Origin of the sequence: Filobacillus milosensis, assembly GCF_004402015.1 — a bacterium.
Classification (GTDB): Bacteria; Bacillota; Bacilli; order Bacillales; family Alkalibacillaceae; genus Filobacillus; species Filobacillus milosensis.
The window spans coordinates 35,869-58,680 of the sequence record NZ_SOPW01000015.1 but is presented as its reverse complement, the minus strand read 5'-3'; the positions used below and the strand labels follow the sequence as shown (position 1 = coordinate 58,680).

Here is a 22,812-nt window from a genome sequence, read left to right as displayed (position 1 = left end):
TTAGAATCAGCAATTAAGAAGGGAGGAAACAAACATGCCAACTATTAACCAATTGGTACGTAAAGGTCGTAAATCAAGAGGTAAAAAGTCTGACTCACCAGCTTTAAATAAAGGGTTTAACTCATATAAGAAGAAGTTTACTGACAACCCTTCTCCACAGAAGCGTGGTGTATGTACACGTGTTGCGACAATGACACCGAAGAAACCGAACTCGGCACTTCGTAAATACGCTCGTGTACGTTTATCTAACCAAATCGAAGTTACGGCTTACATTCCAGGGATTGGTCACAACCTGCAAGAACACAGTGTTGTATTAATCCGTGGTGGACGTGTAAAAGACTTACCAGGGGTACGTTACCACATCGTACGTGGTGCACTAGATACAGCTGGTGTTGAAGGTCGTATGCAAAGCCGTTCTAAATATGGTGCTAAAAAACCAAAGGCTAAAAAATAAGTCGCTAAAAAGATAAACCCCACGTAGAAAGGAGGAACTTTGTATGCCACGTAAAGGATCAGTTCCTAAAAGAGATGTATTACCAGATCCAATTCATAACTCAAAACTAGTGACTCGTTTAATCAACCAAATCATGATTGACGGTAAAAAAGGTGTTGCTCAAAAAATTCTTTATAATGCGTTTGATCTAGTATCAGAGCGTAGCGGTCAAAACGCTATGGACGTATTTGAAGAAGCAATGAAAAACGTAATGCCTGTACTAGAAGTTCGTGCTAGACGTGTTGGTGGTTCAAACTACCAAGTACCAGTTGAGGTACGCCCAGAGCGTCGTCAAGCATTAGGTTTACGTTTCATCGTTAACTATGCGCGTCTACGCGGTGAAAAAACGATGGAAGAACGTTTAGCTAATGAAATTCTTGATGCAGCAAATAATACAGGTGCAGCGGTTAAACGCCGTGAAGAAATGCACAAAATGGCTGAAGCGAACAAAGCGTTTGCTCACTATCGTTGGTAATAATATATTAACCATACAATTTAGCTCAAATACAGGAAGGAGAAATGAATATGCCTAGAGAGTTCTCCTTAGAAAAATATCGTAATATCGGTATCATGGCTCACATCGATGCCGGTAAAACAACAGCTACGGAGCGTATCCTGTTCTATACAGGACGTATCCATAAGCTGGGAGAAACTCACGAAGGTGCTTCTCAAATGGACTGGATGGAGCAGGAGCAAGAGCGTGGTATTACAATCACGTCAGCTGCGACAACAGCTCAATGGAAGGACCATCGTATTAACATCATCGATACACCTGGACACGTAGACTTCACAGTAGAGGTTGAACGTTCATTACGTGTACTTGATGGTTCAGTTGCGTTACTTGATGCGCAATCTGGTGTTGAACCACAAACAGAAACAGTTTGGCGACAAGCCACTACTTACGGGGTGCCTCGTATTGTGTTCATCAACAAGATGGACAAAGTAGGTGCGGATTTCATTTATTCTACAGGTACACTAGAGGATCGCCTAGGTGCTAACGCGCACCCAATTCAGTTACCAATCGGTGCTGAAGATCAGTTCGAAGGAATCATCGACTTAGTCGAAATGCAAGCTTACTTCTATGAAGATGACCTAGGAACTCGTGCTAAAGCAACTGAAATACCTGATGAGTACAAAGATCAAGCAGAAGAGTATCGTGGTCGCTTAGTAGAAGCAATCGCAGAGCTTGATGAAGATCTTATGATGAAGTACCTAGAAGGTGAAGATTTCGAAACTGCTGAATTAAAAGCAGCAATCCGTAAAGCTACATGTGACGTTGAATTTTATCCTGTTATGTGTGGTTCAGCCTTCAAAAACAAAGGTGTACAGTTACTTCTAGATGCAGTAATTGATTATCTTCCATCACCATTAGACGTACCTCCAATTGAAGGTATTGTTCCTGGTACAGAGGAAGAAACATCTCGTAAGTCTGATGACAACGAGCCTTTCTCAGCACTTGCATTTAAAGTTATGACTGACCCTTATGTTGGTAAGTTAACATTCTTCCGTGTTTATTCTGGTACTTTAAACAGTGGTTCTTACGTTAAGAACTCAACAAAAGATAAGCGTGAGCGTGTAGGTCGTATCCTACAAATGCACGCAAACCACCGTGAAGAAGTAAGCGCAGTTTACGCTGGTGATATCGCAGGTGGTGTTGGCTTGAAAGACACAGCTACAGGGGACACTCTATGTGATGAAAAGAACTTAGTAATTCTTGAGTCTATGGAATTCCCTGACCCGGTTATCGCAGTAGCAATTGAACCAAGAACTAAATCTGACCAAGATAAAATGGCGATTGCTCTTGGTAAACTAGCAGAGGAAGACCCTACATTCCGTACTGAGACTAACGAAGAGACTGGTCAAACAATCATTCATGGTATGGGTGAATTACACCTAGACATCATTGTTGACCGTCTAAAGCGTGAGTTTAAAGTAGACGCTAACGTAGGTGCTCCACAGGTTGCTTACCGCGAAACATTCCGTGGATCAGCTGAAGTTGAAGGTAAATTCGTACGTCAGTCTGGTGGTCGTGGACAATACGGTCACGTTTGGGTTAAGTTTGAGCCAAACGAAGAAGGCGCTGGCTTCGAATTCGTTAACAAAATCGTCGGTGGTGTTGTACCAAAAGAATACATCCCTTCTGTTGAAGCGGGTATCTCTGAAGCTTTAGAGAATGGTGTTGTAGCTGGTTATCCATTAATCGATGTTAAAGCAACATTATATGATGGTTCTTACCACGATGTTGACTCTAACGAAACTGCCTTTAAAGTTGCAGCGTCAATGGCGCTTAAAGCAGCTAAAAACAAATGTAACCCTGTATTACTAGAACCAATGATGAAAGTAGAAATCGTTGTACCAGAAGAATACATGGGTGATATCATGGGTGACGTTACATCTCGTCGTGGACGTGTAGAAGGTATGGGTTCACGTGGTAACGCATCAGTAGTTAATGCATTTGTTCCATTAGCAGAGATGTTTGGTTATGCAACAGCATTACGTTCAAACACTCAAGGTCGTGGAACTTACACAATGCATTTCAGTCACTATGAAGAAGTACCGAAGAGTATTTCTGAAGAAATTGTTAAGAAAAACTCTGGGGAATAATTGACGTTTTTCGTCAAATCCCTTATAACTTTTATTGTAAACAGTTGTCTCCTATTGTAAAATTAGGGGGGCAACTGAACAAATAAAACATAAATTTTAATTTTTAAGGAGGAAATATAAATGGGTAAAGAAAAATTTGACCGTTCCAAGTCACACGTGAACATTGGTACTATTGGACACGTTGACCACGGTAAAACTACTCTAACAGCAGCAATCACTACTGTATTACACAAGAAATCAGGTAAAGGTACTGCAATGGCATATGACCAAATCGACGGTGCTCCTGAAGAAAAAGAGCGTGGAATCACAATTTCTACAGCTCACGTTGAGTACGAAACTGACACTCGTCACTATGCACACGTTGACTGCCCAGGTCACGCTGACTATGTTAAAAACATGATCACAGGTGCAGCACAAATGGACGGCGCGATCTTAGTTGTATCTGCAGCTGACGGTCCAATGCCACAAACTCGTGAGCACATCCTACTTTCTCGTCAGGTAGGTGTACCTGCTATCGTTGTATTCTTAAACAAATGCGACATGGTAGACGACGAAGAGCTTCTAGAATTAGTAGAAATGGAAGTTCGTGACCTATTATCTGAATATGACTTCCCTGGTGACGATGTACCAGTAGTTAAAGGTTCAGCTCTAATGGCTATCGAAGGTGAAGAGCAGTACGTTAACGCTATCTATGAACTAATGGATGCAGTTGATGAGTACATCCCAACTCCAGATCGTGACACTGACAAACCATTCATGATGCCTGTTGAGGACGTATTCTCAATCACTGGTCGTGGTACTGTTGCTACAGGCCGTGTTGAGCGTGGTCAAGTATCTGTTGGTGACGAAGTTGACATCATCGGTCTTGCTGAAGAATCAAGCAAAACAACTGTTACTGGAGTAGAAATGTTCCGTAAGCTTCTTGACTATGCAGAAGCTGGTGACAACATTGGTGCACTACTACGTGGTGTTTCTCGTGAAGAGATCTCTCGTGGTCAGGTACTAGCTAAGCCTGGTTCAATCACTCCACACACAAACTTCAAAGCTGAAGTATATGTTCTATCTAAAGAAGAAGGTGGACGTCATACTCCATTCTTCACAAACTATCGTCCACAGTTCTACTTCCGTACAACTGACGTAACTGGTGTTATCCAGCTACCAGAAGGAGTAGAAATGGTAATGCCTGGCGATAACGTTGAAATGGACGTTGAGCTAATCACTACAGTAGCGATTGAAGAAGGTACTAAATTCTCAATCCGTGAAGGTGGCCGTACAGTAGGCGCTGGCGTAGTTTCTACAATCGTTAAATAATATAATTGTTAATTCAAAAAGAGATTACCGATCTTCGGTAATCTCTTTTTTGTTTACTATTAAATTTTTTTGTTATTTATAAATCTTTTAAATAAGAAAGTTACTATGCACCAATTCACGAGATCATTTAGTCGTTCGCTAAAGGCCGTTGTTGTTATGGTGAATCGCTTTCGGTGGACGCTTTCCGAAGACCTGGACGGTCAAGTGTCGACGGTGGCCACAAAAGCTACTTGCTATATTTCTTTGCGTTATTTTGCACCGAGTAACCGCAGGCGCAGGACGTGGCCGTTCTTAGTCGACCAGGAGACTCCATCTTCGCTCATCACCATACAACAACTTAGTGCGATTAATATAAAATTTTAACAAAAAAATAATAACATAAAACTTGTCAATAATGTACTTTAGGAAGTTGTTTTTATAGATGTTTGTAGTGAGTTTTCTGAATATTACTCTAGCGGTTGAAAGCCTCGCCAAACCTTAGTATAATAACAAAAGTGATTGCGAAGAAACTTTGTTGAATTCTCTTGCTAAACGCAGGGATATTCTGTATAATGTTTAATGTTGCAGTCATAACATTAGGCGATGAAGTGGAAGGTTGCTGACACACCCGGCCCCTTTGCCATGGCGAGTGTGGAGGAAATTTTCACGGAGTATGTCTGTTGTAAAGATAGACGAAAAGGAGGGAAAGTAATGGCAAAAGAAAAAATCCGTATCCGCTTAAAAGCATACGATCATCGTGTGTTAGATCAATCAGCGGAAAAAATCGTAGAAACGGCAAAACGTTCAGGAGCAGAGGTGTCTGGTCCGATTCCATTGCCAACAGAGCGCTCTGTATACACAATCTTACGTGCGGTGCACAAGTACAAAGATGCTCGTGAGCAGTTTGAAATGCGCACACATAAGCGTTTGATTGACATTCTGAGCCCAACGCCACAAACAGTAGATTCTCTAATGCGTTTAGACCTACCATCAGGCGTTGATATCGAAATTAAATTATAAAACATTTTTAGGAGGTGTAACGGATGGCGAAAGGAATCTTAGGACGCAAAATCGGAATGACTCAATTGTTCTCTGAAACTGGTGAGCTAGTACCTGTTACAGTTATTCAAGCTGAAGGTAACGTGGTTCTTCAAAAGAAAACAATTGAAAATGATGGCTATGAAGCTATTCAACTAGGTTTTGCGGATCAAAAAGAAGCAAATGCAAACAAACCGGAAAAAGGCCATGCTGAAAAGGCTAATACAAAGCCTAAGCGCTTCATTCGCGAAGTCCGTAACGTTAGTCTTGATGAGTATGAAGTAGGTCAAGAGCTTAGCGTGGATATTTTTGAAGCAGGAGAAAAAATTGACGTCACTGGAACTTCAAAAGGTAAAGGTTTCCAAGGTGCGATCAAACGTCATAATCAATCTCGTGGTCCTATGACTCACGGTTCACATTATCACCGTTCTCCAGGTGCGATGGGTGTTATTGACCCAATGCGCGTATTCAAAGGTAAAAAATTACCTGGACAAATGGGTGGCAAAACTGTAACTATCCAAAACTTAGATGTTGTTAAAGTAGATACAGAGAACAACGTAATTCTTGTAAAAGGTAATGTACCTGGCGCGAAGAAATCTTACGTTGAAATTTCAAGTGCGGTTAAGGCTAACTAAATATTAAACGAAGGGAGGATATGTCATGCCTAAAGTAGCACTATACAATCAAACTGGCTCTAAAGTAGGCGATGTTGAGCTTACTGATGGAGTTTTTGGAATTGAACCTAACGAAACGGTATTAAAAGACGCAGTTGTGATGCAGCGTGCATCATTACGTCAGGGTACTCACAAAGTGAAAGGTCGCTCTGAAGTAAGTGGTGGCGGTCGTAAACCATGGCGTCAAAAAGGTACGGGTCGTGCTCGTCAAGGATCTATCCGTTCTCCACAATGGGTAGGTGGTGGAACTGTATTTGGTCCTACACCACGTAGCTATAGCTACAAACTACCTAAAAAAGTTCGTCGTTTAGCGCTTCGTTCTGCTTTATCTACTAAAGTACAAAGTGAAGATATCTTTGTATTAGAAGGTTTAAGCATTGAAGCTCCTAAAACGAAAGAAGTTGTTCAATTACTAAACAGTTTTGATGTAAATGAAAAAGCTTTAATTGTTGTTGCTGACAAAGATGAAAACATCGAACGTTCGGCTAACAACCTTAAAGGCGTGCATGTTCTAACAGTAGAACAAGTTAATGTATTAGATTTACTAAAGTATGACAAGCTGTTCATCACTAAGGAAGCAGCGGAAAAAGCAGGGGAGGTGCTTGCATAATGACTGAACCAAGAGATATCATTAAGCGCCCAATTATCACAGAACACTCTGCAGATTTAATGGCTGAGAAAAAATATACGTTTGAGGTTTCAACAAAAGCTAACAAAACGGAAATCAAAAATGCCGTTGAAACTATTTTCGGAGTAAAAGTTGATCAAGTTAACACTATCAACTTAAAAGGTAAGAAAAGAAGAATGGGACGTTACGAAGGCTACCGTCCTGATCGTAAAAAAGCAGTTGTTACTTTAACACCTGATAGCAAAGAATTAGACTTCTTTGAAGGTGCGTAAGTCGATAAAAACTATTTAATTAAAAGGAGGGAAAACAGATGGCGATCAAAAAGTATAAACCAACTAGTAATGGCCGTCGTAACATGTCGACATTAACAAATGACGAAATTACGACTTCAACGCCAGAAAAATCCCTACTTGCACCAGTAAAAAAACGTGCAGGTCGTAATAACCAAGGGAAATTAACGGTTCGTCATCAAGGCGGAGGACACAAACGTCAATATCGTATTATTGATTTCAAACGTGATAAAGATGGAATACCTGGTCGCGTTGCTACAATCGAATACGATCCAAACCGTTCGTCAAACATTGCGTTAATTCATTACGCAGACGGTGAAAAGCGTTATATCCTTGCGCCTAAAGGTCTAAAAGTAGACCAGCAAATCATGTCAGGTGAAGGTGCTGACATCAGAACAGGTAACGCATTACCATTAAACAAAATGCCAGTAGGTACAATTGTACACAACATCGAACTTAAACCAGGTCGTGGAGGACAATTAGTACGTTCAGCTGGTGCTCAAGCACAAATCTTAGGTAAAGAAGAAAAATACGTACTTGTACGCTTAGCGTCAGGTGAAACTCGTATGATTCTTGGAACTTGCCGTGCGACTATCGGTCAAGTTGGTAACATTGAACATGAACTTGTAAGAGTTGGTAAAGCAGGACGTCAACGTTGGAAAGGCATTCGCCCAACAGTACGTGGTTCTGTTATGAACCCAAGCGATCACCCACACGGTGGTGGTGAAGGTCGTGCTCCAATCGGACTTCCATCTCCTATGTCACCATGGGGTAAACCTACGCTTGGACTTAAAACACGTAAACGCAATAAACAGTCAGATAAATTTATTGTACGTCGTCGCAAGAAGAAATAATCGCTTTAGCCAATCGGCTTAAAGACGGAAGGAGGTTTATTCATGGGTCGTAGTTTAAAAAAGGGACCTTTCGTGGATGATCATTTAATGAAAAAAGTCGAAAATATGAACGAAAACAGTAAAAAAACGGTCATTAAAACATGGTCGCGTCGTTCTACAATTTTCCCTAACTTTGTAGGAAACACAATCGCAGTATATGACGGCCGTAAACATGTACCCGTTTATATCACGGAAGACATGGTTGGACACAAACTAGGTGAGTTTGCTCCATCACGTACGTTCAAAGGTCATTCCGGTGACGATAAGAAAACAAACCGCTAATTGAGAGGAGGTTAGCATGATGCAACAAGCTAAAGCAGTAGCTAAAACGGTTCGTATTGCTCCTCGTAAAGCTCGTTTGGTAATTGATTTAATTCGAGGAAAAGAAGTCGGCGAAGCTTTCGCAGTTCTAGCACACACTAACCGTGCAGCTTCACCAATCATAGAAAAAGTCTTAAAATCAGCAGTAGCAAATGCTGAGCACAATTATGAACTAGATGCGGATAATTTAATTATTACAGAAGCTTTCGTAAACGAAGGTGTAACACTTAAACGTTTCCGCCCACGCGCACAAGGTCGTGCAAGCGCGATTAACAAACGCACAAGCCACATTACAGTTGTGGTATCAGAAAAGAAGGAGGGATAATCAGTGGGTCAAAAAATTAACCCTAAAGGTCTTCGTGTCGGTGTAATTCGTGACTGGGAATCAAAATGGTACGCAGAGAAAGATTACGCTGACCTTTTACATGAAGACATTGAGGTTCGTGAATATATTGAAGAACGTTTAAAGGATTCAGCAGTATCTTTAGTTGAGATTGAACGTGCTGCAAACCGTATTAACATTTCAATCCACACAGCAAAACCAGGTATGGTTATTGGTAAAGGTGGATCAGAAGTAGAAGCACTACGTACTAAGTTAAGTGAATTAACTGGTAAACGTGTTCACATCAACATCGTTGAGGTGAAGAAACCAGAATTAGACGCAACATTAGTTGCAGATAACATTGCGCGTCAATTAGAAAATCGTGTTTCTTTCCGTCGTGTACAGAAACAAGCGATTCAACGTGCTATGCGCGCAGGCGCTAAAGGTATTAAAACGCAAGTATCTGGTCGTCTAGGCGGTGCGGATATTGCTCGTGCGGAACAATATAACGAAGGAACTGTACCACTTCACACTTTACGTGCTGATATCGCTTATGGTACTGCAGAAGCAGATACTACTTACGGTAAGCTTGGAGTAAAAGTGTGGATCTACCGTGGAGAAGTCCTTCCAACAAAAACTGATAAAAAATAAGGAAGGGGGATTCGCAATATGTTAATGCCTAAACGTGTAAAATATCGTAGACAACACCGCACTAGCCTTAAAGGTCGTGCAAAAGGTGGAACAGAAGTATCATTTGGTGAGTTCGGTCTTCAAGCACTAGAAGGTGCATGGATTACAAGCCGTCAAATCGAGGCAGCCCGTATTGCAATGACTCGTTACATGAAACGTGGCGGTAAAGTTTGGATTAGAATTTTTCCAGACAAACCAAAAACTGCAAAACCTTTAGAAGTACGTATGGGTTCAGGTAAAGGTTCTCCAGAAAGCTGGGTTGCAGTAGTAAAACCAGGAAAAATTATGTTTGAAATCGCTGGAGTGAACGAAGAGGTTGCTCGTGAAGCATTACGCTTAGCATCTCATAAACTTCCAGTTAAAACGAAGTTCGTAAAACGCGAAGAAATTGGTGGTGATAGCAATGAAAGCTAACGAAATTAGAGAACTTACCACTGCCGAAATCGAACAAAACGTCAAATCTTTAAAAGAAGAACTGTTTAATTTACGCTTTCAACTAGCAACTGGTCAACTTGAAAACACGGTACGTATCCGTGAAGTTAGAAAAGCAATTGCTCGTATGAAAACAGTTATTCGTGAAAGAGAAATCGGCATTACTAACAGATAATTGAGAGGAGGTCAGCCTCAATGAGTGAACGTAAAGATCGTAAGGTTTATACTGGACGCGTTGTTTCTGACAAAATGGATAAAACCATTACAGTTCTAGTAGAAACTTATAAATTCCACCCGCTTTATGGTAAGCGTGTAAAATACTCAAAGAAATTCAAAGCTCATGATGAAAACAATCAAGCAAAAGCAGGCGATGTTGTTACAATTATGGAGACTCGCCCGTTATCAGCTTCAAAACGTTTCCGTTTAATCGAAATTGTAGAAGAAGCTGTAATTATATAATCGCTCGGTTTGAATCCGAAGGGAGGTAACAAATCCTATGATCCAACAAGAATCTCGTCTAAAAGTTGCTGATAACTCAGGTGCTCGTGAAGTATTAACTATTAAAGTCTTAGGCGGTTCAGGACGTAAAACAGCTAACATTGGTGACGTAATTGTTTGTTCAGTTAAACAAGCAACACCAGGTGGCGTTGTCAAAAAAGGTGAGGTCGTTAAAGCTGTTATTGTACGCTCTAAGAGTGGCATGCGCCGTAAAGACGGTTCATATATTCGTTTCGATGAAAACGCAGCAGTAATCATTCGAGATGATAAAAGTCCACGTGGAACTCGTATCTTCGGACCTGTTGCTCGTGAATTACGTGAAAGACAGTTTATGAAGATCGTTTCCCTAGCTCCAGAAGTATTATAATGAAGATTATGCCTTGCAAGGAGGTGCACGATTCATGCATGTAAAAAAAGGTGATAAAGTCAAAGTAATCACTGGTAAAGATAAAGGTAAAGAAGGCACAATCTTAGAAGCGTATCCTAAAAAAGAACGCGTTTTGGTTGAAGGAATTAACAACGTGAAAAAACACGCGAAACCTTCTCAAGAGAACCCACAGGGTGGAATCTTGAACCAAGAAGCGCCGATTCACGTTTCTAATGTTATGCCTATCGATCCGAAAACAGGTGAACCTACTCGTGTCGGTTATGAAGTGCGCGACGGTAAAAAAGTACGTATCGCAAAAAAATCAGGTGAACCTTTAGATAAATAGTGTTGCGTTGAAAGGAGGTCTACAAGATGAACGAACTTAAGAAAAAATATCAAGAAGAAATTGTTCCAAGTTTAGTTGAGAAATTTAACTATAGTTCAGTTATGCAAGCGCCAAAAGTTGAAAAGATCGTTATCAACATGGGTGTAGGTGATGCAGTTCAGAACGCTAAAGCGCTTGATAATGCTGTTGAGGAATTAACACTAATTTCCGGACAAAAACCAACTGTTACAAAAGCGAAGAAATCAATCGCTGGATTCCGTTTACGTGAAGGAATGCCTATCGGTGCGAAAGTTACACTTCGTGGTGAGCGCATGTATGATTTTCTACAAAAGTTAATCGCTGTATCACTACCTCGTGTACGTGACTTCCGTGGTATCTCGTCTAAAGCATTCGACGGTCGCGGTAACTACACTTTAGGTGTTAAAGAACAATTGATTTTCCCGGAAATTGATTACGATAAAGTAAGTAAAGTACGTGGTATGGATATCGTAGTTGTTACAACTGCTGATACGGACGAAGAGGCTCGTGAATTGTTAGGTCAATTCGGTATGCCTTTCAAACAGTAATTTACTGAATAAGGAGGGAAAATTGTGGCTAAAAAGTCAATGATCGCAAAGCAAAAACGCAAACAAAAATTTAAAGTGCGTGAATACACTCGTTGTGAACGTTGCGGTCGTCCGCATTCCGTAATTCGCAAATTTAAATTATGCCGTATTTGTTTCCGTGAATTAGCTTACGAAGGACAAATTCCTGGCGTTAAAAAAGCAAGCTGGTAAACCCGTTAGTGGGAAGGAGGTAATGTAGAAATGATGTCAGATCCAATTGCAGATATGCTAACAAGAATTCGCAATGCGAACATGGTTCGTCATGATCAATTAGAAGTTCCAGCTTCTAAACTGAAAAGAGATATCGTTGATATTCTAAAACGTGAAGGTTATATCCGCGATTACGAATATATTGAAGATAGTAAACAAGGTGTTCTACGCCTTTTCCTTAAATATGGTTCAGATAACGAACGTGTTATTTCAGGAATTAAACGTATCAGTAAACCTGGACGTCGTGTATATGCAAAAGCAGAAGAAGTTCCAAAAGTTCTTAACGGACTAGGAATCGCTGTAGTATCCACTTCTAAAGGTGTTTTAACGGATAAAGAAGCTCGTCAACAAGCTGTAGGCGGCGAAGTTGTAGCTTACGTTTGGTAATATTCGAAAGTCAGGAGGTGTAAGGTATGTCTCGCGTAGGTTTAAAAACATTAGAGATTCCAAGTGATGTTGAAATTAAATTTGATGGTAACACAGTGACAGTTAAAGGTCCTAAAGGCGAATTAACTCGTACGTTCCACGAAGATATGACAATCAAAGTGGAAGATAACGTACTTTCAGTTGAACGTCCTAGTGAAAATAAAGAACACCGCTCATTACACGGTACAACTCGTAGCTTAATCGGCAACATGGTTGATGGTGTAACTAAAGGATTTGAAAAATCTCTAGAGATCCAAGGTGTTGGTTACCGTGCGCAAATGCAAGGTAAGAAATTGGTTGTAAATGCTGGTTATTCTCACCCAGTAGAAATTGAACCACTTGAAGGTATTGATATTGAAACTCCTTCTAACACAAAAATTGTTGTTAAAGGTATCGATAAAGAAAAAGTAGGAGCAGTTGCTGCGAACATTCGCGCTATTCGTACTCCAGAACCTTATAAAGGAAAAGGTATTCGTTACGAAGGTGAGTATGTACGTCGTAAGGAAGGTAAAACTGCTAAATAATATCCGTTAAAAGACAGAAAGGAGTGACCTAAATGATTACGAAAGCAGATAAAAATGCAGTTCGTAAAAAGCGTCATCGACGTGTGCGTCGTACTCTTACAGGTACAGCAGAACGTCCACGCTTAAATGTTTATCGTTCAAATAAACACATTTACGCACAGTTAATTGATGATACAAATGGTCATACAGTAGCAAGTGCTTCAACAGTTGACCCTGAATTCAACGGTGAAGGTACGGGTAACGTAGAAGCAGCTAAACAAGTAGGAGAACTACTTGCAAAACGCGCAGTAGATAATGGCTTTAAGTCAGTTGTATTTGACCGTGGAGGTTACCTCTATCACGGACGCGTAAAAGCTTTAGCTGAAGCTGCACGCGAAGCAGGACTAGAATTTTAATTGACTGATAAAGGAGGGAAATTCATGCGTACAGCAATCGATCCGAATAAATTAGATATTGAAGAACGCGTAGTTACAGTTAACCGAGTTGCTAAGGTTGTAAAAGGTGGTCGTCGTTTCCGTTTTACAGCATTAGTAGTTGTTGGAGATAGAAATGGACACGTTGGTTTCGGTACTGGTAAAGCACAGGAAGTACCTGAAGCTATTCGTAAAGCTATTGAGGATGGTAAGAAAAACTTAGTCCGTGTACCAATAGTTGGCACTACAATCCCACACCAAATTCACGGTGAATTTGGCGCTGGAAACATTCTATTAAAACCAGCTGCAGAAGGTACTGGAATCATCGCAGGTGGACCAGTTCGTGCGGTATTAGAACTTGCTGGTGTAGGTGACATCCTATCTAAGTCACTAGGTTCTAACACACCAATCAACATGGTGCGTGCTACAATTTCAGGTTTAGCTAATCTTAAAACAGCAGAACAAGTTGCGAAACTTCGCGGTAAGTCTGTTGACGAACTATTAGGGTAAGGAGGGATAACAAATGGCTAATAAATTAGAGATTACCCTCACTCGTAGTTTGATCGGTAGAAAACAAGATCAACGCGATACAGTAAAAGCATTAGGGCTTAATAAAATTCGCCAAACGGTAGTATTAGAAGATACACCAGCTGTTCGAGGAATGGTCAACAAAGTGTCACATCTCGTTTCAGTAAACGAAGCTTAATTGAAATAGATTGTTAAGAGGAGGTGCTCACATGAAACTTCACGAACTAAAAGGTTCTGGTAAAGAACGTAACCGCGTAGGACGTGGAATGGCATCTGGTAACGGAAAAACTTCTGGACGTGGTCATAAAGGACAAAAGGCTCGTTCAGGTGGCGGTACTCGCCCAGGTTTTGAAGGTGGTCAAATGCCTTTATTCCAACGTTTACCTAAACGTGGATTTACAAACATCAACCGTAAAGAGTATACTATTGTTAATCTAGAAACATTAAATCGTTTTGAAGATGGTACAGAAGTAACTCCTGAACTTTTACTTGAAACTGGTACAGTCAGTAAAGTAAAAGCAGGTGTGAAAGTGCTAGGAAACGGTAAACTAGATAAAAAATTAACGGTAAAAGCGCAAAAGTTCTCTGCTTCAGCTAAAGAAGCAATTGAAGCGGCGGGCGGTCAAACTGAGGTGATCTAATGTTTAGTACTTTTGCAAACATGTTCCGTGTTGCTGACATTAGACGCAAAATTTTATTTACCCTTGCTATCTTAATAGTATTCCGACTTGGATCATTCATTCCGGTTCCTTTCACGAATAGTGAAGCAATCAATATGATGGATGAAGTGAACGCTTTTGGGTTCATTGATACATTTGGCGGAGGCGCATTAAGTCAATTTTCCGTCTTCGCTATGGGTATTTTCCCATACATTACAGCATCCATTATCATGCAGTTATTGCAAATGGATGTAGTACCAAAGTTTACGGAGTGGAGAAAACAAGGGGAAGTTGGGCGTCGAAAGTTAGCTCAGTTTACACGTTATGGAACAGTAGTCTTAGCATTCATCCAAGCAATCGGTATGTCAATCGGTTTTAACTATATGACTCAAGGGTCTTTAATTCAAAACCCTAACGCATTTAAGTTCTTAGTTATTGCCGTTGTATTAACTGGTGGTACAACATTTTTAATGTGGCTTGGTGAGCAGATTACAGAGCATGGGGTTGGAAATGGTATTTCCATTCTAATCTTTGCCGGTATCGTTGCGGCGATTCCGAATGGTATCAACCAGTTATACGAACAATATATTACAGATGCTGGAGATCAACTATTCTTAAACTTAGTGATCATAGGTATTATTTTACTTGTGGTAATCGCTGTGATCGTTGGGGTAATTTTTATCCAACAGGCATTGCGTAAAATACCAATCCAGTATGCAAAACGAACGGTTAACCGTTCACCAGTTGGAGGACACTCTACGCATTTACCATTAAAGGTTAACGCAGCTGGGGTTATTCCAATTATCTTTGCAATTTCGTTTATTATTGCACCTCAGACTATTGCTAATTTCTTTGAAGGCAATCAATTTGCATCAATCGTAGCAAACGTTTTTGATTATACTCAGCCAATTGGTATGACAATATATGTAGCATTAATTATAGCATTCACTTACTTTTATACATTTGTTCAAGTTAACCCTGAACAAATGGCAGAAAACCTGCAAAAGCAAGGTGGTTATGTGCCTGGCATTCGTCCGGGTAAAAACACTGAAACGTATTTAACTCGTGTTATCTACCGTTTAACTTTTGTTGGTGCACTATTCTTAGCAGTTGTTTCAATTTTCCCTATTATCTTAGGAAGTATTGCAAGTTTACCAGCAGCGGTACAAATTGGTGGTACTAGTCTACTAATCGTGGTTGGTGTTGCTCTGAATACGATGAAACAACTAGAAAGTCAGTTAGTGAAACGTCATTATAGAGGTTTCATTAAATAGACGACTTATTGCTATGTCAAAATGAGAGCGAGGGGAAATTATGAATCTGATTTTGATGGGTTTACCAGGTGCTGGTAAAGGTACCCAAGCAGAAAAAATCGTTGAAAAATATGATATCCCTCATATATCAACCGGAGACATGTTCCGTTCTGCTATTAAAGAAGGAACAGAACTAGGTAAAAAAGCAAAGTCCTTTATGGATGATGGAGCTCTTGTACCAGATGAGGTTACAATCGGCATTGTGAAGGAACGTTTAAGTAAACCAGATTGTGAAAAAGGATTTTTACTTGATGGTTTCCCTAGAACAGTTGCTCAAGCTGAAGCTCTTGAAACTTTATTAGAGGATTTAAATACAAAATTAAATTATGTTCTTCATGTGAATGTACCAGAAGATAAACTTGTGGATCGATTAACGGGTCGTCGCATTTGCCCAGAGTGTGGAGCGACATATCATGTTGAGTTTAATCCACCAAAAGTTGATGGAGTATGTGATCATGATGGAGCAAAATTAATCCAACGTGAAGACGACCAGCCTGAAACGGTTAAAAACCGTCTAAACGTTAACTCAGAACAAATGAAACCATTATTAAACTTCTATGATGATAAAGGTTATCTAGTTGAAGTGAATGGTGACCAAGATATTGATGTCGTTTTCCAACAAATCGATGAGAAAATCGGAGGCCTTGTTAAATGATTATCAACAAAACTCCACGAGAAATCGAATTAATGCGACAAGCAGGTAAGATTGTAGCTCTTACTCACCAAGAGTTAAAGCCTCATATTAAGGCTGGAGTTACAACTAAAGAGCTTGATCAAATCGCTGAAAAATTCATACGCAGTATGGATGCAACGCCTTCTTTTAAAGGTTATAATGGTTTCCGTGGCAGCATTTGTGTTTCGGTCAACGAAGAACTCGTACACGGGATTCCGAGTGATCGAGCACTTAAAGATGGAGATATCATTAGTATCGATATCGGTGCGAATTACCAAGGTTATCACGGTGATTCAGCTTGGACTTATGCCGTTGGAGACATTGATGAGAAAACACAACAATTACTTGAAGTCACTGAAACTTCTCTATTTGAAGGATTAAAGCAAGTTAAACCAGGAAACCGTTTATCTGACATTTCTCATGCCATCCAGTCGTATGTTGAACCATATGGCTTTACGATTGTAAGGGAATATGGCGGTCACGGGATTGGTCAGAATCTTCATGAAGACCCTCACATTTCAAACTTCGGACCACCTAATAAAGGTCCAAGAATGAAAAAGGGTATGGTTTTGGCTATAGAACCTATGGTTAATTTAGGGGAACGTTATGTTCGAACATTAAGTGATAATTGGACAGTTGTGACAGATGATAAAAGCAACTGTGCACACTTTGAGCATACAGTGGTAGTTACCGATGATGGTTATGAAATCTTAACTAAAGCTTAAGTGAAGGTGATGATGATTGGTCGATGGTGAATCGGGAAGTCCCAGAATTGGTCAATTAGTTAGAATTAATCGTGGACGTGAGGTAGATCAACACGCGATTATTATAGGTGTGGTTGATGAAACATTTGTTTTGTTGGCCGATGGTGATAAACGTAAATTTGATCGACCAAAGCGTAAAAACATTCATCATGTAGATTTGTTAGATTATATTTCTCCAGAAGTGGAGAATAGCATGTTAGAAACTGGTCGAGTTACAAATGGTAAACTTCGCTTCGCAATATCAAAATTTGTTAACGAAGAGTTAACAGATTGGAAGAAGGGAGACTCTCTCTATGGCGAAAGATGATGTTATTGAAATGGAAGGTACCGTCCTTGAAACATTACCAAACGCAATGTTTAAAGTAGAGTTAGAAAACAAACATGAGATTTTAGCTCATGTATCAGGAAAGATACGCATGCACTTCATTCGTATTCTTCCAGGTGATAAAGTGACCGTTGAGATGTCACCTTACGACTTATCAAGAGGTCGTATCACTTATCGTTATAAGTAATAAAACTCCGATCTAAAAGGAGGTAAGAACAATGAAAGTAAGACCGTCAGTAAAACCGATTTGTGAAAAATGTAAAGTTATTCGCCGTAAAGGTCGAGTAATGGTTATTTGTGAGAATCCTAAACACAAGCAGAAACAAGGATAATCTAAAGGAGGTGCAATGCTCACATGGCACGTATTGCAGGTATTGATATTCCACGTGATAAGCGTGTTGTTATTTCTTTAACGTACATTTACGGTGTTGGAAAAACTACTGCTCAAGAAGTTTTAAAGAGCGCAGGCGTTTCAGAAGACACACGTGTTCGTGACTTAACTGAAGATGAATTATCAAGCATTCGTAAAGAATTCGATAATTTAACAGTTGAAGGTGACCTACGTCGTGAGGTATCACTAAACATTAAACGTCTAATTGAAATTGGTAGTTACAGAGGAATTCGTCATCGTCGTGGCTTACCAGTTCGTGGACAGAAAACGAAAAACAATTCTCGTACACGTAAAGGCCCACGCCGTACAGTAGCGAACAAGAGAAAATAAGTTTTAGAAGGAGGTTAGCATAATCATGGCTCGTAAAGGTAAACAAACGACTACACGTAGAAAGCGTCGCGTGAAAAAGAATATAGAATCTGGTGTAGCTCACATCCGTTCTACTTTTAACAATACTATTGTGACTATTACTGACACAAACGGTAACGCAGTAGCATGGAGCAGTGCTGGTTCACTAGGTTTCAAAGGCTCTCGTAAATCGACACCTTTCGCAGCGCAGATGGCATCAGAAGTAGCGGCGAAATCAGCACAAGAAAGCGGCATGAAAACAATCGAAGTTGCTGTTAAAGGCCCAGGAGCTGGCCGTGAAGCAGCGATCCGTTCATTACAAGCTGCAGGTCTAGAGATTACTTCAATTATTGATGTAACACCTGTACCGCACAATGGTTGCCGCCCACCAAAACGTCGTCGTGTTTAATATAGGTATATAATTTGTAACCCTGTCTATAATGGGATATGATAGGAAAATAAGCTTTACACGGTAGTGCAGGATCTTTACCCATGTCCACATGGGTTTCCTGTTTGGGGAATTTCGAGGGTACGGCTCGTATCGTCGACGTTTCGACGTTTTGAAGGAGGGTTTTGTGAATGATTGAAATTGAAAAACCGAAAGTGGAAACAGTTGAACTTAACGAAGATACTACGTTCGGAAAGTTTGTCATCGAACCGTTAGAGCGCGGTTATGGAACTACAGTAGGAAACTCCTTACGTCGTATCTTGTTATCCTCACTTCCTGGAGCAGCAGTGACATCTGTGCAAATTGAAGGTGCTCTTCATGAGTTTTCAACGTTAGACTATGTCGTTGAAGACGTCACAACGATTGTTTTAAACTTGAAACAGTTAGCACTTAAAATTTATTCAGAAGAACAAAAGACTCTAGAAATCAATGCTCAAGGAGAAGGGGAAGTTTTTGCAAGAGATATTCAACACGATAGCGATGTTGAGATCTTAAACCCTGACTTGAAAATTGCTACAATTTCAGGTAATGGTAAGTTAAATATGAAGATTTTTGCTGAAAAGGGCCGCGGTTACCGCCCAGCAGATGCAAACAAAAACGATGAACAACCAATAGGTGTTATCCCTATAGATTCAATCTTCACACCAGTTAAGCGTGTAACTTATCAAGTTGAAAATACACGTATCGGTCAGGTAACAAATTTTGATAAGTTGACTTTAGATGTGTGGACAGATGGAAGCATTCGCCCAGAAGAAGCTATTTCTTTAGGTGCGAAAATTTTCACTGAGCACTTAAATGTGTTCGTAAGTCTGACGGATGAAGCACAACAAGCGGAGATTATGGTTGAAAAAGAAGAAGACCAGAAAGAAAAAGTGTTAGAAATGACAATTGAAGAATTGGATCTCTCAGTTCGTTCTTACAACTGTCTAAAGCGTGCGGGTATTAATACTGTGCATGAGCTAGCACAAAAATCTGAAGAAGACATGATGAAAGTCCGTAATTTAGGACGCAAATCCCTTGATGAAGTTAAACACAAATTGAACGATTTGAATTTGGGTCTACGTAAAGACGACTAATCACTTCACATCGATAGATTTTTCCTACAAAGGAGGTTTTGGGAATGGCTAAAACAAAGTTAGGCCGTACAACGGAACAACGTAAGGCGTTACTACGTAATCTTGCAACTGACTTAATTGTTCATGAACGGATCGAAACAACTGAAGCTAAAGCTAAACAGCTTCGTCCAGTTGTAGAAAAAATGATTACGCTTGGTAAGCGCGGTGACCTTCATGCTCGTCGTCAAGCTGAGTCTTACTTAAGACCAGTTAATGCTGACGAAGAAGGTACACAGAGTGCATTACAAAAATTATTCTCTGATATTGCTCCACGTTTTGAAGAACGCCAAGGCGGTTACACTCGCATCTTAAAGCTAGGTGAGCGCAAAGGTGACGGAGCAAAAACGGTGATTATTGAATTAGTTGACTAATTGAATGATTTAATCATGGAAGGGGGTTCAGATTCCACGCAGTTGGAAACTGGTCCCTTTTTTGTGGCATTCAATATTAAGCCCATTGCATAAAAGCAATGGGCTTTTGATATATAATTGAGATTCTCCGAATCGCTACAGGTGGCCGCTTTTAGTCGACCAGGAGTCGCCACCTTTCGCTTTTCGTGGTTCAAATCGTGTATTGTGATATTACTTGATCAAAACTCTTCAGCTAAAAAGATTTGTTCATTGCCTGTACAATACCCCCTTCTATAATAGAGTCGACAAAGTATGATAAAATGAACTAGAATTCTATTTCCTTGGAAATATAAAAGGAGTTACAGCTGTGATTGAGTTTGAACATGTAGCTTTTAAATATCCTCAAGCCGAAGAAGAGGCGATTAAAAATATAAATATAACCATAAATGATGGTGAGTGGGTAGCTATACTTGGGCATAACGGATCTGGGAAATCGACGTTAGCCAAACTAACGAATGGTCTGCTCATGCCAACTGAAGGTAGTATTAGTGTGAATGGTCTGGAGTTAACTGAAGAACACTTATGGAAGATTCGCCGTATCGTTGGCATGGTTTTTCAAAATCCTGAGAATCAATTTGTTGGTACAACGGTATTGGATGATGTGGCCTTTGGACTAGAAAACTTAGGTATTTCAAGGGAAAACATGCAACGGAGAATTATTGATAGTTTAGATACTGTAGGAATGTCAGAATATAAATTACACGAGCCATTTCGTTTATCAGGTGGTCAAAAACAGCGCGTTGCGATCGCGAGTGTACTTGCAATTATGCCGGAAATCATGATTTTTGATGAAGCCACTACAATGCTAGACCCAGTGGGCAGACGGGAATTAATACGTCTTATACAGGATTTACATAAGAGTAGTGATTTAACTTTTTTATCCATCACTCATGACATGAATGAAGCAATTCTTGCAGACCGTATTATCGTGTTGAATGATGGTGAGTTATGGTTTGAAGGTAAACCTTCGTCCTTGTTAGAAAAAAGTGACGAACTAGAAAAGGTGGGTTTGCTGCCGCCTTTAATTACTGATCTAACAGACAAATTAAGGAAAAATGGAGTTAACATCACTACACAGCCATTAAACTATGAAGAATTGGTGAAACAGTTATGGATATTACATTCAAAAATGTAAGCTATATATATCAAAAAAATTCTCCTTTTGAACAACGAGCTTTAGAAGATATAAACGTTCAATTGCCAAGTGGTTCATTCGTTTCTGTTGTGGGTCACACAGGCTCGGGGAAATCAACATTTATTCAACATCTGAATGGTCTATTAGAACCAACTGAAGGAGTAGTACAGGTTGGACCGTATGAACTGTCACCAGAGAAAAATAAACATTTAAAGGGATTAAGAAAGAATGTAGGCATGGTTTTTCAAAATCCTGATCATCAGTTGTTCGAGGAAACCGTGCAAAAGGAAATGATGTTTGGTCCTAAAAACTTCGGGATAAATGTGACAGGAACAGAATTAGAGAATGTTATTAAAGATGTTGGTTTAGATTTAGATATACTTTCCCGATCTCCTTTTGATCTAAGTGGAGGACAAAAAAAGCGTGTGGCAATCGCTAGTGTTCTTGTTTTAAAGCCAAAAGTATTAATATTAGATGAACCAACGGCAGGCCTTGACCCTCTAGGTAAATATAAAATGATGGAATTATTCTCACATTTACATAAATCACAACAATTAACGATTATCTTGGTGACTCATCACATGGAAGATGCTTTAAAGTATTCAGATCAAATGATGGTCATGAATAAAGGGAAGGTCGTGTTAATAGACCATCCATTAAACGTGTTTAAACGAAAAGAATATTTAAAAGAAATTGGGTTAGCCCTGCCTGAGAAAATTGAATTGATTGAGATATTACAGAAAGAGTTAAATTTAACAATAGATGATGCTGGTCAATCTGTAGATGAACTAGCTAAAAGTATTGGTGACTGGGTGAAAGAAGGTAGTGGCTCATGAATTCATTAATAATTGGGCAATATGTACCTAAAGAATCTATCATTCATCAATTGGATTCCAGGCTTAAAATAAGTATCGTGTTTATTTATGTCATCATTTTATTTGCTGCTGAAACAAGTCTAAATTATCTCCTGTTTTTCATTCTATCTATTTTATGCATGAGTTTAACGCAAATTAAATTGAGCTTTATTATAAAAGGGTTAAAACCGGTGTGGTTCTTAATTGTGATCACCTTCGTTCTCCACATCATATTAACTAGGGAAGGGGATATCTGGTTTGATATATTTGGTTTCCCGGTTTATAAAGAAGCCATTATTAAAGGGTTTGAGATTGCATTAAGGTTCTTTCTACTAATATTAATGACGACACTTCTAACACTAACGACTTCTCCAATAGCCATTACAGATGCAGTCGAAGAGCTATTGAGTCCATTAAAGAAAGTGAACGTACCTGTTCATGAGCTGGCTTTAACCATGTCTATTTCTCTCAGGTTCATTCCAACGTTAATACAAGAGGTAGACAAGATATCAAAAGCACAAGCTTCACGTGGTCTGGATTTTCGTACAGGAAAAATGAAGGATAGAGTTCAAGCAATCATCCCGTTAATTTTGCCTCTATTCATCAGTGCTTTTAAACGTGCAGAAGAGTTAGCATTTGCTATGGAGGCACGAGGGTATCGCGGGGGAGAAGGGCGAACAAAGTATCGCGAATTAAGATTTAAAAATGCAGATTATATAGCAGGATTAAGTTTTATATTATTTTTAGTGGGATTTATCATCACTCGGTAAAGGTCAGGGATGGTT

At 39.7% G+C, this 22,812-nt stretch carries 38 protein-coding genes; all 38 read left to right on the top strand.

Going from position 1 to position 22,812, the window contains the following annotated elements; translation table 11 throughout:
• Positions 1 to 34 precede the first annotated feature (34 nt).
• Positions 35 to 454, top strand: a complete 420-nt coding sequence (gene rpsL, locus E3U55_RS13065) for a 30S ribosomal protein S12 (RefSeq protein WP_134340927.1) — start codon at positions 35 to 37, stop codon at positions 452 to 454.
• Between the two features lie 43 nt (positions 455 to 497).
• Positions 498 to 968, top strand: a complete 471-nt coding sequence (gene rpsG / locus E3U55_RS13060; protein ID WP_134340926.1) for a 30S ribosomal protein S7 — start codon at positions 498 to 500, stop codon at positions 966 to 968.
• A 50-nt stretch (positions 969 to 1,018) separates the two neighbouring features.
• The gene (gene fusA, locus E3U55_RS13055) at positions 1,019 to 3,097 is read left to right on the top strand and encodes an elongation factor G (RefSeq protein WP_134340925.1); all 2,079 of its coding nucleotides are present in this window, start codon (positions 1,019 to 1,021) and stop codon (positions 3,095 to 3,097) included.
• Positions 3,098 to 3,217: 120 nt separating this feature from the next.
• Complete coding sequence (tuf, locus tag E3U55_RS13050; RefSeq protein WP_134340924.1) at positions 3,218 to 4,408, top strand: elongation factor Tu; 1,191 nt, start codon at positions 3,218 to 3,220, stop codon at positions 4,406 to 4,408.
• A 690-nt stretch (positions 4,409 to 5,098) separates the two neighbouring features.
• A complete protein-coding gene (gene rpsJ / locus E3U55_RS13045) occupies positions 5,099 to 5,407 on the top strand; it encodes a 30S ribosomal protein S10 (protein ID WP_054753888.1) in 309 nt (102 codons plus the stop codon).
• Between the two features lie 23 nt (positions 5,408 to 5,430).
• A complete protein-coding gene (gene rplC / locus E3U55_RS13040; protein WP_134340923.1) occupies positions 5,431 to 6,060 on the top strand; it encodes a 50S ribosomal protein L3 in 630 nt (209 codons plus the stop codon).
• 25 nt (positions 6,061 to 6,085) lie between these two features.
• Entirely contained in the window at positions 6,086 to 6,709 is a 624-nt protein-coding gene (gene rplD, locus E3U55_RS13035) for a 50S ribosomal protein L4 (RefSeq protein WP_134340922.1), read from the top strand.
• Positions 6,709 to 6,999: a 50S ribosomal protein L23 gene (gene rplW, locus E3U55_RS13030; RefSeq protein WP_134340921.1), complete on the top strand. Its 291-nt coding sequence runs from the start codon at positions 6,709 to 6,711 to the stop codon at positions 6,997 to 6,999. The genes rplD and rplW overlap by 1 nt, the downstream gene beginning before the upstream one ends.
• Before the next feature lie 38 nt (positions 7,000 to 7,037).
• Positions 7,038 to 7,871: a 50S ribosomal protein L2 gene (rplB, locus tag E3U55_RS13025; RefSeq protein ID WP_134340920.1), complete on the top strand. Its 834-nt coding sequence runs from the start codon at positions 7,038 to 7,040 to the stop codon at positions 7,869 to 7,871.
• Between the two features lie 42 nt (positions 7,872 to 7,913).
• Positions 7,914 to 8,192 (top strand): 30S ribosomal protein S19, encoded by a 279-nt coding sequence (gene rpsS / locus E3U55_RS13020; RefSeq protein ID WP_134340919.1) that lies wholly within the window; start codon positions 7,914 to 7,916, stop codon positions 8,190 to 8,192.
• 19 nt (positions 8,193 to 8,211) lie between these two features.
• A complete protein-coding gene (gene rplV / locus E3U55_RS13015) occupies positions 8,212 to 8,556 on the top strand; it encodes a 50S ribosomal protein L22 (protein ID WP_134340918.1) in 345 nt (114 codons plus the stop codon).
• A gap of 3 nt (positions 8,557 to 8,559) precedes the next feature.
• Complete coding sequence (rpsC, locus tag E3U55_RS13010) at positions 8,560 to 9,204, top strand: 30S ribosomal protein S3 (RefSeq protein ID WP_134340917.1); 645 nt, start codon at positions 8,560 to 8,562, stop codon at positions 9,202 to 9,204.
• 18 nt (positions 9,205 to 9,222) lie between these two features.
• Complete coding sequence (gene rplP / locus E3U55_RS13005) at positions 9,223 to 9,657, top strand: 50S ribosomal protein L16 (protein WP_134340916.1); 435 nt, start codon at positions 9,223 to 9,225, stop codon at positions 9,655 to 9,657.
• On the top strand, positions 9,647 to 9,850 hold the full coding sequence (gene rpmC / locus E3U55_RS13000) for a 50S ribosomal protein L29 (RefSeq protein ID WP_134340915.1): 204 nt from the start codon (positions 9,647 to 9,649) through the stop codon (positions 9,848 to 9,850). The genes rplP and rpmC overlap by 11 nt, the downstream gene beginning before the upstream one ends.
• A 20-nt stretch (positions 9,851 to 9,870) precedes the next feature.
• A complete protein-coding gene (gene rpsQ, locus E3U55_RS12995) occupies positions 9,871 to 10,134 on the top strand; it encodes a 30S ribosomal protein S17 (protein ID WP_134340914.1) in 264 nt (87 codons plus the stop codon).
• Between the two features lie 37 nt (positions 10,135 to 10,171).
• On the top strand, positions 10,172 to 10,540 hold the full coding sequence (gene rplN, locus E3U55_RS12990; RefSeq protein ID WP_134340913.1) for a 50S ribosomal protein L14: 369 nt from the start codon (positions 10,172 to 10,174) through the stop codon (positions 10,538 to 10,540).
• Between the two features lie 34 nt (positions 10,541 to 10,574).
• On the top strand, positions 10,575 to 10,886 hold the full coding sequence (gene rplX, locus E3U55_RS12985; RefSeq protein WP_134340912.1) for a 50S ribosomal protein L24: 312 nt from the start codon (positions 10,575 to 10,577) through the stop codon (positions 10,884 to 10,886).
• Between the two features lie 26 nt (positions 10,887 to 10,912).
• Complete coding sequence (gene rplE, locus E3U55_RS12980) at positions 10,913 to 11,452, top strand: 50S ribosomal protein L5 (RefSeq protein WP_134340911.1); 540 nt, start codon at positions 10,913 to 10,915, stop codon at positions 11,450 to 11,452.
• Between the two features lie 24 nt (positions 11,453 to 11,476).
• Positions 11,477 to 11,662, top strand: coding sequence for a type Z 30S ribosomal protein S14 (locus tag E3U55_RS12975; protein ID WP_091773731.1), 186 nt, complete (start codon positions 11,477 to 11,479; stop codon positions 11,660 to 11,662).
• A 30-nt stretch (positions 11,663 to 11,692) separates the two neighbouring features.
• Positions 11,693 to 12,088 carry a 30S ribosomal protein S8 gene (gene rpsH / locus E3U55_RS12970; protein ID WP_134340910.1) on the top strand — a complete coding sequence of 132 codons (396 nt, stop codon included), beginning with the start codon at positions 11,693 to 11,695 and terminating at the stop codon, positions 12,086 to 12,088.
• Between the two features lie 26 nt (positions 12,089 to 12,114).
• A complete protein-coding gene (gene rplF, locus E3U55_RS12965) occupies positions 12,115 to 12,651 on the top strand; it encodes a 50S ribosomal protein L6 (protein WP_134340909.1) in 537 nt (178 codons plus the stop codon).
• A gap of 32 nt (positions 12,652 to 12,683) precedes the next feature.
• Positions 12,684 to 13,046, top strand: coding sequence for a 50S ribosomal protein L18 (gene rplR / locus E3U55_RS12960; protein ID WP_134340908.1), 363 nt, complete (start codon positions 12,684 to 12,686; stop codon positions 13,044 to 13,046).
• 24 nt (positions 13,047 to 13,070) lie between these two features.
• Entirely contained in the window at positions 13,071 to 13,574 is a 504-nt protein-coding gene (gene rpsE / locus E3U55_RS12955; RefSeq protein ID WP_134340907.1) for a 30S ribosomal protein S5, read from the top strand.
• A 13-nt stretch (positions 13,575 to 13,587) separates the two neighbouring features.
• Positions 13,588 to 13,770 carry a 50S ribosomal protein L30 gene (gene rpmD / locus E3U55_RS12950; protein ID WP_134340906.1) on the top strand — a complete coding sequence of 61 codons (183 nt, stop codon included), beginning with the start codon at positions 13,588 to 13,590 and terminating at the stop codon, positions 13,768 to 13,770.
• A gap of 31 nt (positions 13,771 to 13,801) precedes the next feature.
• Positions 13,802 to 14,233 carry a 50S ribosomal protein L15 gene (gene rplO / locus E3U55_RS12945; RefSeq protein WP_134340905.1) on the top strand — a complete coding sequence of 144 codons (432 nt, stop codon included), beginning with the start codon at positions 13,802 to 13,804 and terminating at the stop codon, positions 14,231 to 14,233.
• Positions 14,233 to 15,525, top strand: coding sequence for a preprotein translocase subunit SecY (gene secY, locus E3U55_RS12940; protein WP_134340904.1), 1,293 nt, complete (start codon positions 14,233 to 14,235; stop codon positions 15,523 to 15,525). The genes rplO and secY overlap by 1 nt, the downstream gene beginning before the upstream one ends.
• Positions 15,526 to 15,565: 40 nt before the next feature.
• The gene (locus E3U55_RS12935) at positions 15,566 to 16,219 is read left to right on the top strand and encodes an adenylate kinase (RefSeq protein ID WP_134340903.1); all 654 of its coding nucleotides are present in this window, start codon (positions 15,566 to 15,568) and stop codon (positions 16,217 to 16,219) included.
• Positions 16,216 to 16,962, top strand: coding sequence for a type I methionyl aminopeptidase (map, locus tag E3U55_RS12930; RefSeq protein ID WP_134340902.1), 747 nt, complete (start codon positions 16,216 to 16,218; stop codon positions 16,960 to 16,962). The genes E3U55_RS12935 and map overlap by 4 nt, the downstream gene beginning before the upstream one ends.
• A 16-nt stretch (positions 16,963 to 16,978) precedes the next feature.
• Positions 16,979 to 17,308, top strand: a complete 330-nt coding sequence (locus tag E3U55_RS12925) for a KOW domain-containing RNA-binding protein (RefSeq protein ID WP_134340901.1) — start codon at positions 16,979 to 16,981, stop codon at positions 17,306 to 17,308.
• Positions 17,295 to 17,513, top strand: a complete 219-nt coding sequence (gene infA / locus E3U55_RS12920) for a translation initiation factor IF-1 (protein ID WP_134340900.1) — start codon at positions 17,295 to 17,297, stop codon at positions 17,511 to 17,513. The genes E3U55_RS12925 and infA overlap by 14 nt, the downstream gene beginning before the upstream one ends.
• 31 nt (positions 17,514 to 17,544) lie before the next feature.
• Entirely contained in the window at positions 17,545 to 17,658 is a 114-nt protein-coding gene (gene rpmJ, locus E3U55_RS12915; RefSeq protein WP_039312872.1) for a 50S ribosomal protein L36, read from the top strand.
• A gap of 23 nt (positions 17,659 to 17,681) precedes the next feature.
• Positions 17,682 to 18,047, top strand: coding sequence for a 30S ribosomal protein S13 (rpsM, locus tag E3U55_RS12910; RefSeq protein WP_134340899.1), 366 nt, complete (start codon positions 17,682 to 17,684; stop codon positions 18,045 to 18,047).
• 25 nt (positions 18,048 to 18,072) lie between these two features.
• Positions 18,073 to 18,474 carry a 30S ribosomal protein S11 gene (gene rpsK / locus E3U55_RS12905; protein ID WP_134340898.1) on the top strand — a complete coding sequence of 134 codons (402 nt, stop codon included), beginning with the start codon at positions 18,073 to 18,075 and terminating at the stop codon, positions 18,472 to 18,474.
• A gap of 170 nt (positions 18,475 to 18,644) precedes the next feature.
• Positions 18,645 to 19,589: a DNA-directed RNA polymerase subunit alpha gene (locus E3U55_RS12900; protein ID WP_134340897.1), complete on the top strand. Its 945-nt coding sequence runs from the start codon at positions 18,645 to 18,647 to the stop codon at positions 19,587 to 19,589.
• A gap of 44 nt (positions 19,590 to 19,633) precedes the next feature.
• Complete coding sequence (gene rplQ, locus E3U55_RS12895; protein ID WP_134340896.1) at positions 19,634 to 19,999, top strand: 50S ribosomal protein L17; 366 nt, start codon at positions 19,634 to 19,636, stop codon at positions 19,997 to 19,999.
• A 346-nt stretch (positions 20,000 to 20,345) separates the two neighbouring features.
• Positions 20,346 to 21,173 (top strand): energy-coupling factor transporter ATPase, encoded by an 828-nt coding sequence (locus tag E3U55_RS12890; protein ID WP_134340895.1) that lies wholly within the window; start codon positions 20,346 to 20,348, stop codon positions 21,171 to 21,173.
• Complete coding sequence (locus tag E3U55_RS12885; RefSeq protein ID WP_134340894.1) at positions 21,149 to 22,009, top strand: energy-coupling factor transporter ATPase; 861 nt, start codon at positions 21,149 to 21,151, stop codon at positions 22,007 to 22,009. Before E3U55_RS12890 ends, E3U55_RS12885 begins: the two co-directional genes overlap by 25 nt.
• Entirely contained in the window at positions 22,006 to 22,797 is a 792-nt protein-coding gene (locus tag E3U55_RS12880; RefSeq protein WP_134340893.1) for an energy-coupling factor transporter transmembrane component T family protein, read from the top strand. The genes E3U55_RS12885 and E3U55_RS12880 overlap by 4 nt, the downstream gene beginning before the upstream one ends.
• The last annotated feature ends 15 nt before the right edge of the window (positions 22,798 to 22,812 follow it).

What these genes read in the sequence shown, in the direction of transcription:
- rpsL (WP_134340927.1), top strand. Translation starts at nt 35, where the DNA reads ATGCCAACTATTAACCAATTGGTACGTAAAGGTCGTAAATCAAGAGGT.
- rpsG (WP_134340926.1), top strand. Translation starts at nt 498, where the DNA reads ATGCCACGTAAAGGATCAGTTCCTAAAAGAGATGTATTACCAGATCCA.
- fusA (WP_134340925.1), top strand. Translation starts at nt 1,019, where the DNA reads ATGCCTAGAGAGTTCTCCTTAGAAAAATATCGTAATATCGGTATCATG.
- tuf (WP_134340924.1), top strand. Translation starts at nt 3,218, where the DNA reads ATGGGTAAAGAAAAATTTGACCGTTCCAAGTCACACGTGAACATTGGT.
- rpsJ (WP_054753888.1), top strand. Translation starts at nt 5,099, where the DNA reads ATGGCAAAAGAAAAAATCCGTATCCGCTTAAAAGCATACGATCATCGT.
- rplC (WP_134340923.1), top strand. Translation starts at nt 5,431, where the DNA reads ATGGCGAAAGGAATCTTAGGACGCAAAATCGGAATGACTCAATTGTTC.
- rplD (WP_134340922.1), top strand. Translation starts at nt 6,086, where the DNA reads ATGCCTAAAGTAGCACTATACAATCAAACTGGCTCTAAAGTAGGCGAT.
- rplW (WP_134340921.1), top strand. Translation starts at nt 6,709, where the DNA reads ATGACTGAACCAAGAGATATCATTAAGCGCCCAATTATCACAGAACAC.
- rplB (WP_134340920.1), top strand. Translation starts at nt 7,038, where the DNA reads ATGGCGATCAAAAAGTATAAACCAACTAGTAATGGCCGTCGTAACATG.
- rpsS (WP_134340919.1), top strand. Translation starts at nt 7,914, where the DNA reads ATGGGTCGTAGTTTAAAAAAGGGACCTTTCGTGGATGATCATTTAATG.
- rplV (WP_134340918.1), top strand. Translation starts at nt 8,212, where the DNA reads ATGCAACAAGCTAAAGCAGTAGCTAAAACGGTTCGTATTGCTCCTCGT.
- rplP (WP_134340916.1), top strand. Translation starts at nt 9,223, where the DNA reads ATGTTAATGCCTAAACGTGTAAAATATCGTAGACAACACCGCACTAGC.
- rpmC (WP_134340915.1), top strand. Translation starts at nt 9,647, where the DNA reads ATGAAAGCTAACGAAATTAGAGAACTTACCACTGCCGAAATCGAACAA.
- rpsQ (WP_134340914.1), top strand. Translation starts at nt 9,871, where the DNA reads ATGAGTGAACGTAAAGATCGTAAGGTTTATACTGGACGCGTTGTTTCT.
- rplN (WP_134340913.1), top strand. Translation starts at nt 10,172, where the DNA reads ATGATCCAACAAGAATCTCGTCTAAAAGTTGCTGATAACTCAGGTGCT.
- rplX (WP_134340912.1), top strand. Translation starts at nt 10,575, where the DNA reads ATGCATGTAAAAAAAGGTGATAAAGTCAAAGTAATCACTGGTAAAGAT.
- rplE (WP_134340911.1), top strand. Translation starts at nt 10,913, where the DNA reads ATGAACGAACTTAAGAAAAAATATCAAGAAGAAATTGTTCCAAGTTTA.
- rpsH (WP_134340910.1), top strand. Translation starts at nt 11,693, where the DNA reads ATGATGTCAGATCCAATTGCAGATATGCTAACAAGAATTCGCAATGCG.
- rplF (WP_134340909.1), top strand. Translation starts at nt 12,115, where the DNA reads ATGTCTCGCGTAGGTTTAAAAACATTAGAGATTCCAAGTGATGTTGAA.
- rplR (WP_134340908.1), top strand. Translation starts at nt 12,684, where the DNA reads ATGATTACGAAAGCAGATAAAAATGCAGTTCGTAAAAAGCGTCATCGA.
- rpsE (WP_134340907.1), top strand. Translation starts at nt 13,071, where the DNA reads ATGCGTACAGCAATCGATCCGAATAAATTAGATATTGAAGAACGCGTA.
- rpmD (WP_134340906.1), top strand. Translation starts at nt 13,588, where the DNA reads ATGGCTAATAAATTAGAGATTACCCTCACTCGTAGTTTGATCGGTAGA.
- rplO (WP_134340905.1), top strand. Translation starts at nt 13,802, where the DNA reads ATGAAACTTCACGAACTAAAAGGTTCTGGTAAAGAACGTAACCGCGTA.
- secY (WP_134340904.1), top strand. Translation starts at nt 14,233, where the DNA reads ATGTTTAGTACTTTTGCAAACATGTTCCGTGTTGCTGACATTAGACGC.
- E3U55_RS12935 (WP_134340903.1), top strand. Translation starts at nt 15,566, where the DNA reads ATGAATCTGATTTTGATGGGTTTACCAGGTGCTGGTAAAGGTACCCAA.
- map (WP_134340902.1), top strand. Translation starts at nt 16,216, where the DNA reads ATGATTATCAACAAAACTCCACGAGAAATCGAATTAATGCGACAAGCA.
- infA (WP_134340900.1), top strand. Translation starts at nt 17,295, where the DNA reads ATGGCGAAAGATGATGTTATTGAAATGGAAGGTACCGTCCTTGAAACA.
- rpmJ (WP_039312872.1), top strand. Translation starts at nt 17,545, where the DNA reads ATGAAAGTAAGACCGTCAGTAAAACCGATTTGTGAAAAATGTAAAGTT.
- rpsM (WP_134340899.1), top strand. Translation starts at nt 17,682, where the DNA reads ATGGCACGTATTGCAGGTATTGATATTCCACGTGATAAGCGTGTTGTT.
- rpsK (WP_134340898.1), top strand. Translation starts at nt 18,073, where the DNA reads ATGGCTCGTAAAGGTAAACAAACGACTACACGTAGAAAGCGTCGCGTG.
- E3U55_RS12900 (WP_134340897.1), top strand. Translation starts at nt 18,645, where the DNA reads ATGATTGAAATTGAAAAACCGAAAGTGGAAACAGTTGAACTTAACGAA.
- rplQ (WP_134340896.1), top strand. Translation starts at nt 19,634, where the DNA reads ATGGCTAAAACAAAGTTAGGCCGTACAACGGAACAACGTAAGGCGTTA.
- E3U55_RS12885 (WP_134340894.1), top strand. Translation starts at nt 21,149, where the DNA reads ATGGATATTACATTCAAAAATGTAAGCTATATATATCAAAAAAATTCT.
- E3U55_RS12880 (WP_134340893.1), top strand. Translation starts at nt 22,006, where the DNA reads ATGAATTCATTAATAATTGGGCAATATGTACCTAAAGAATCTATCATT.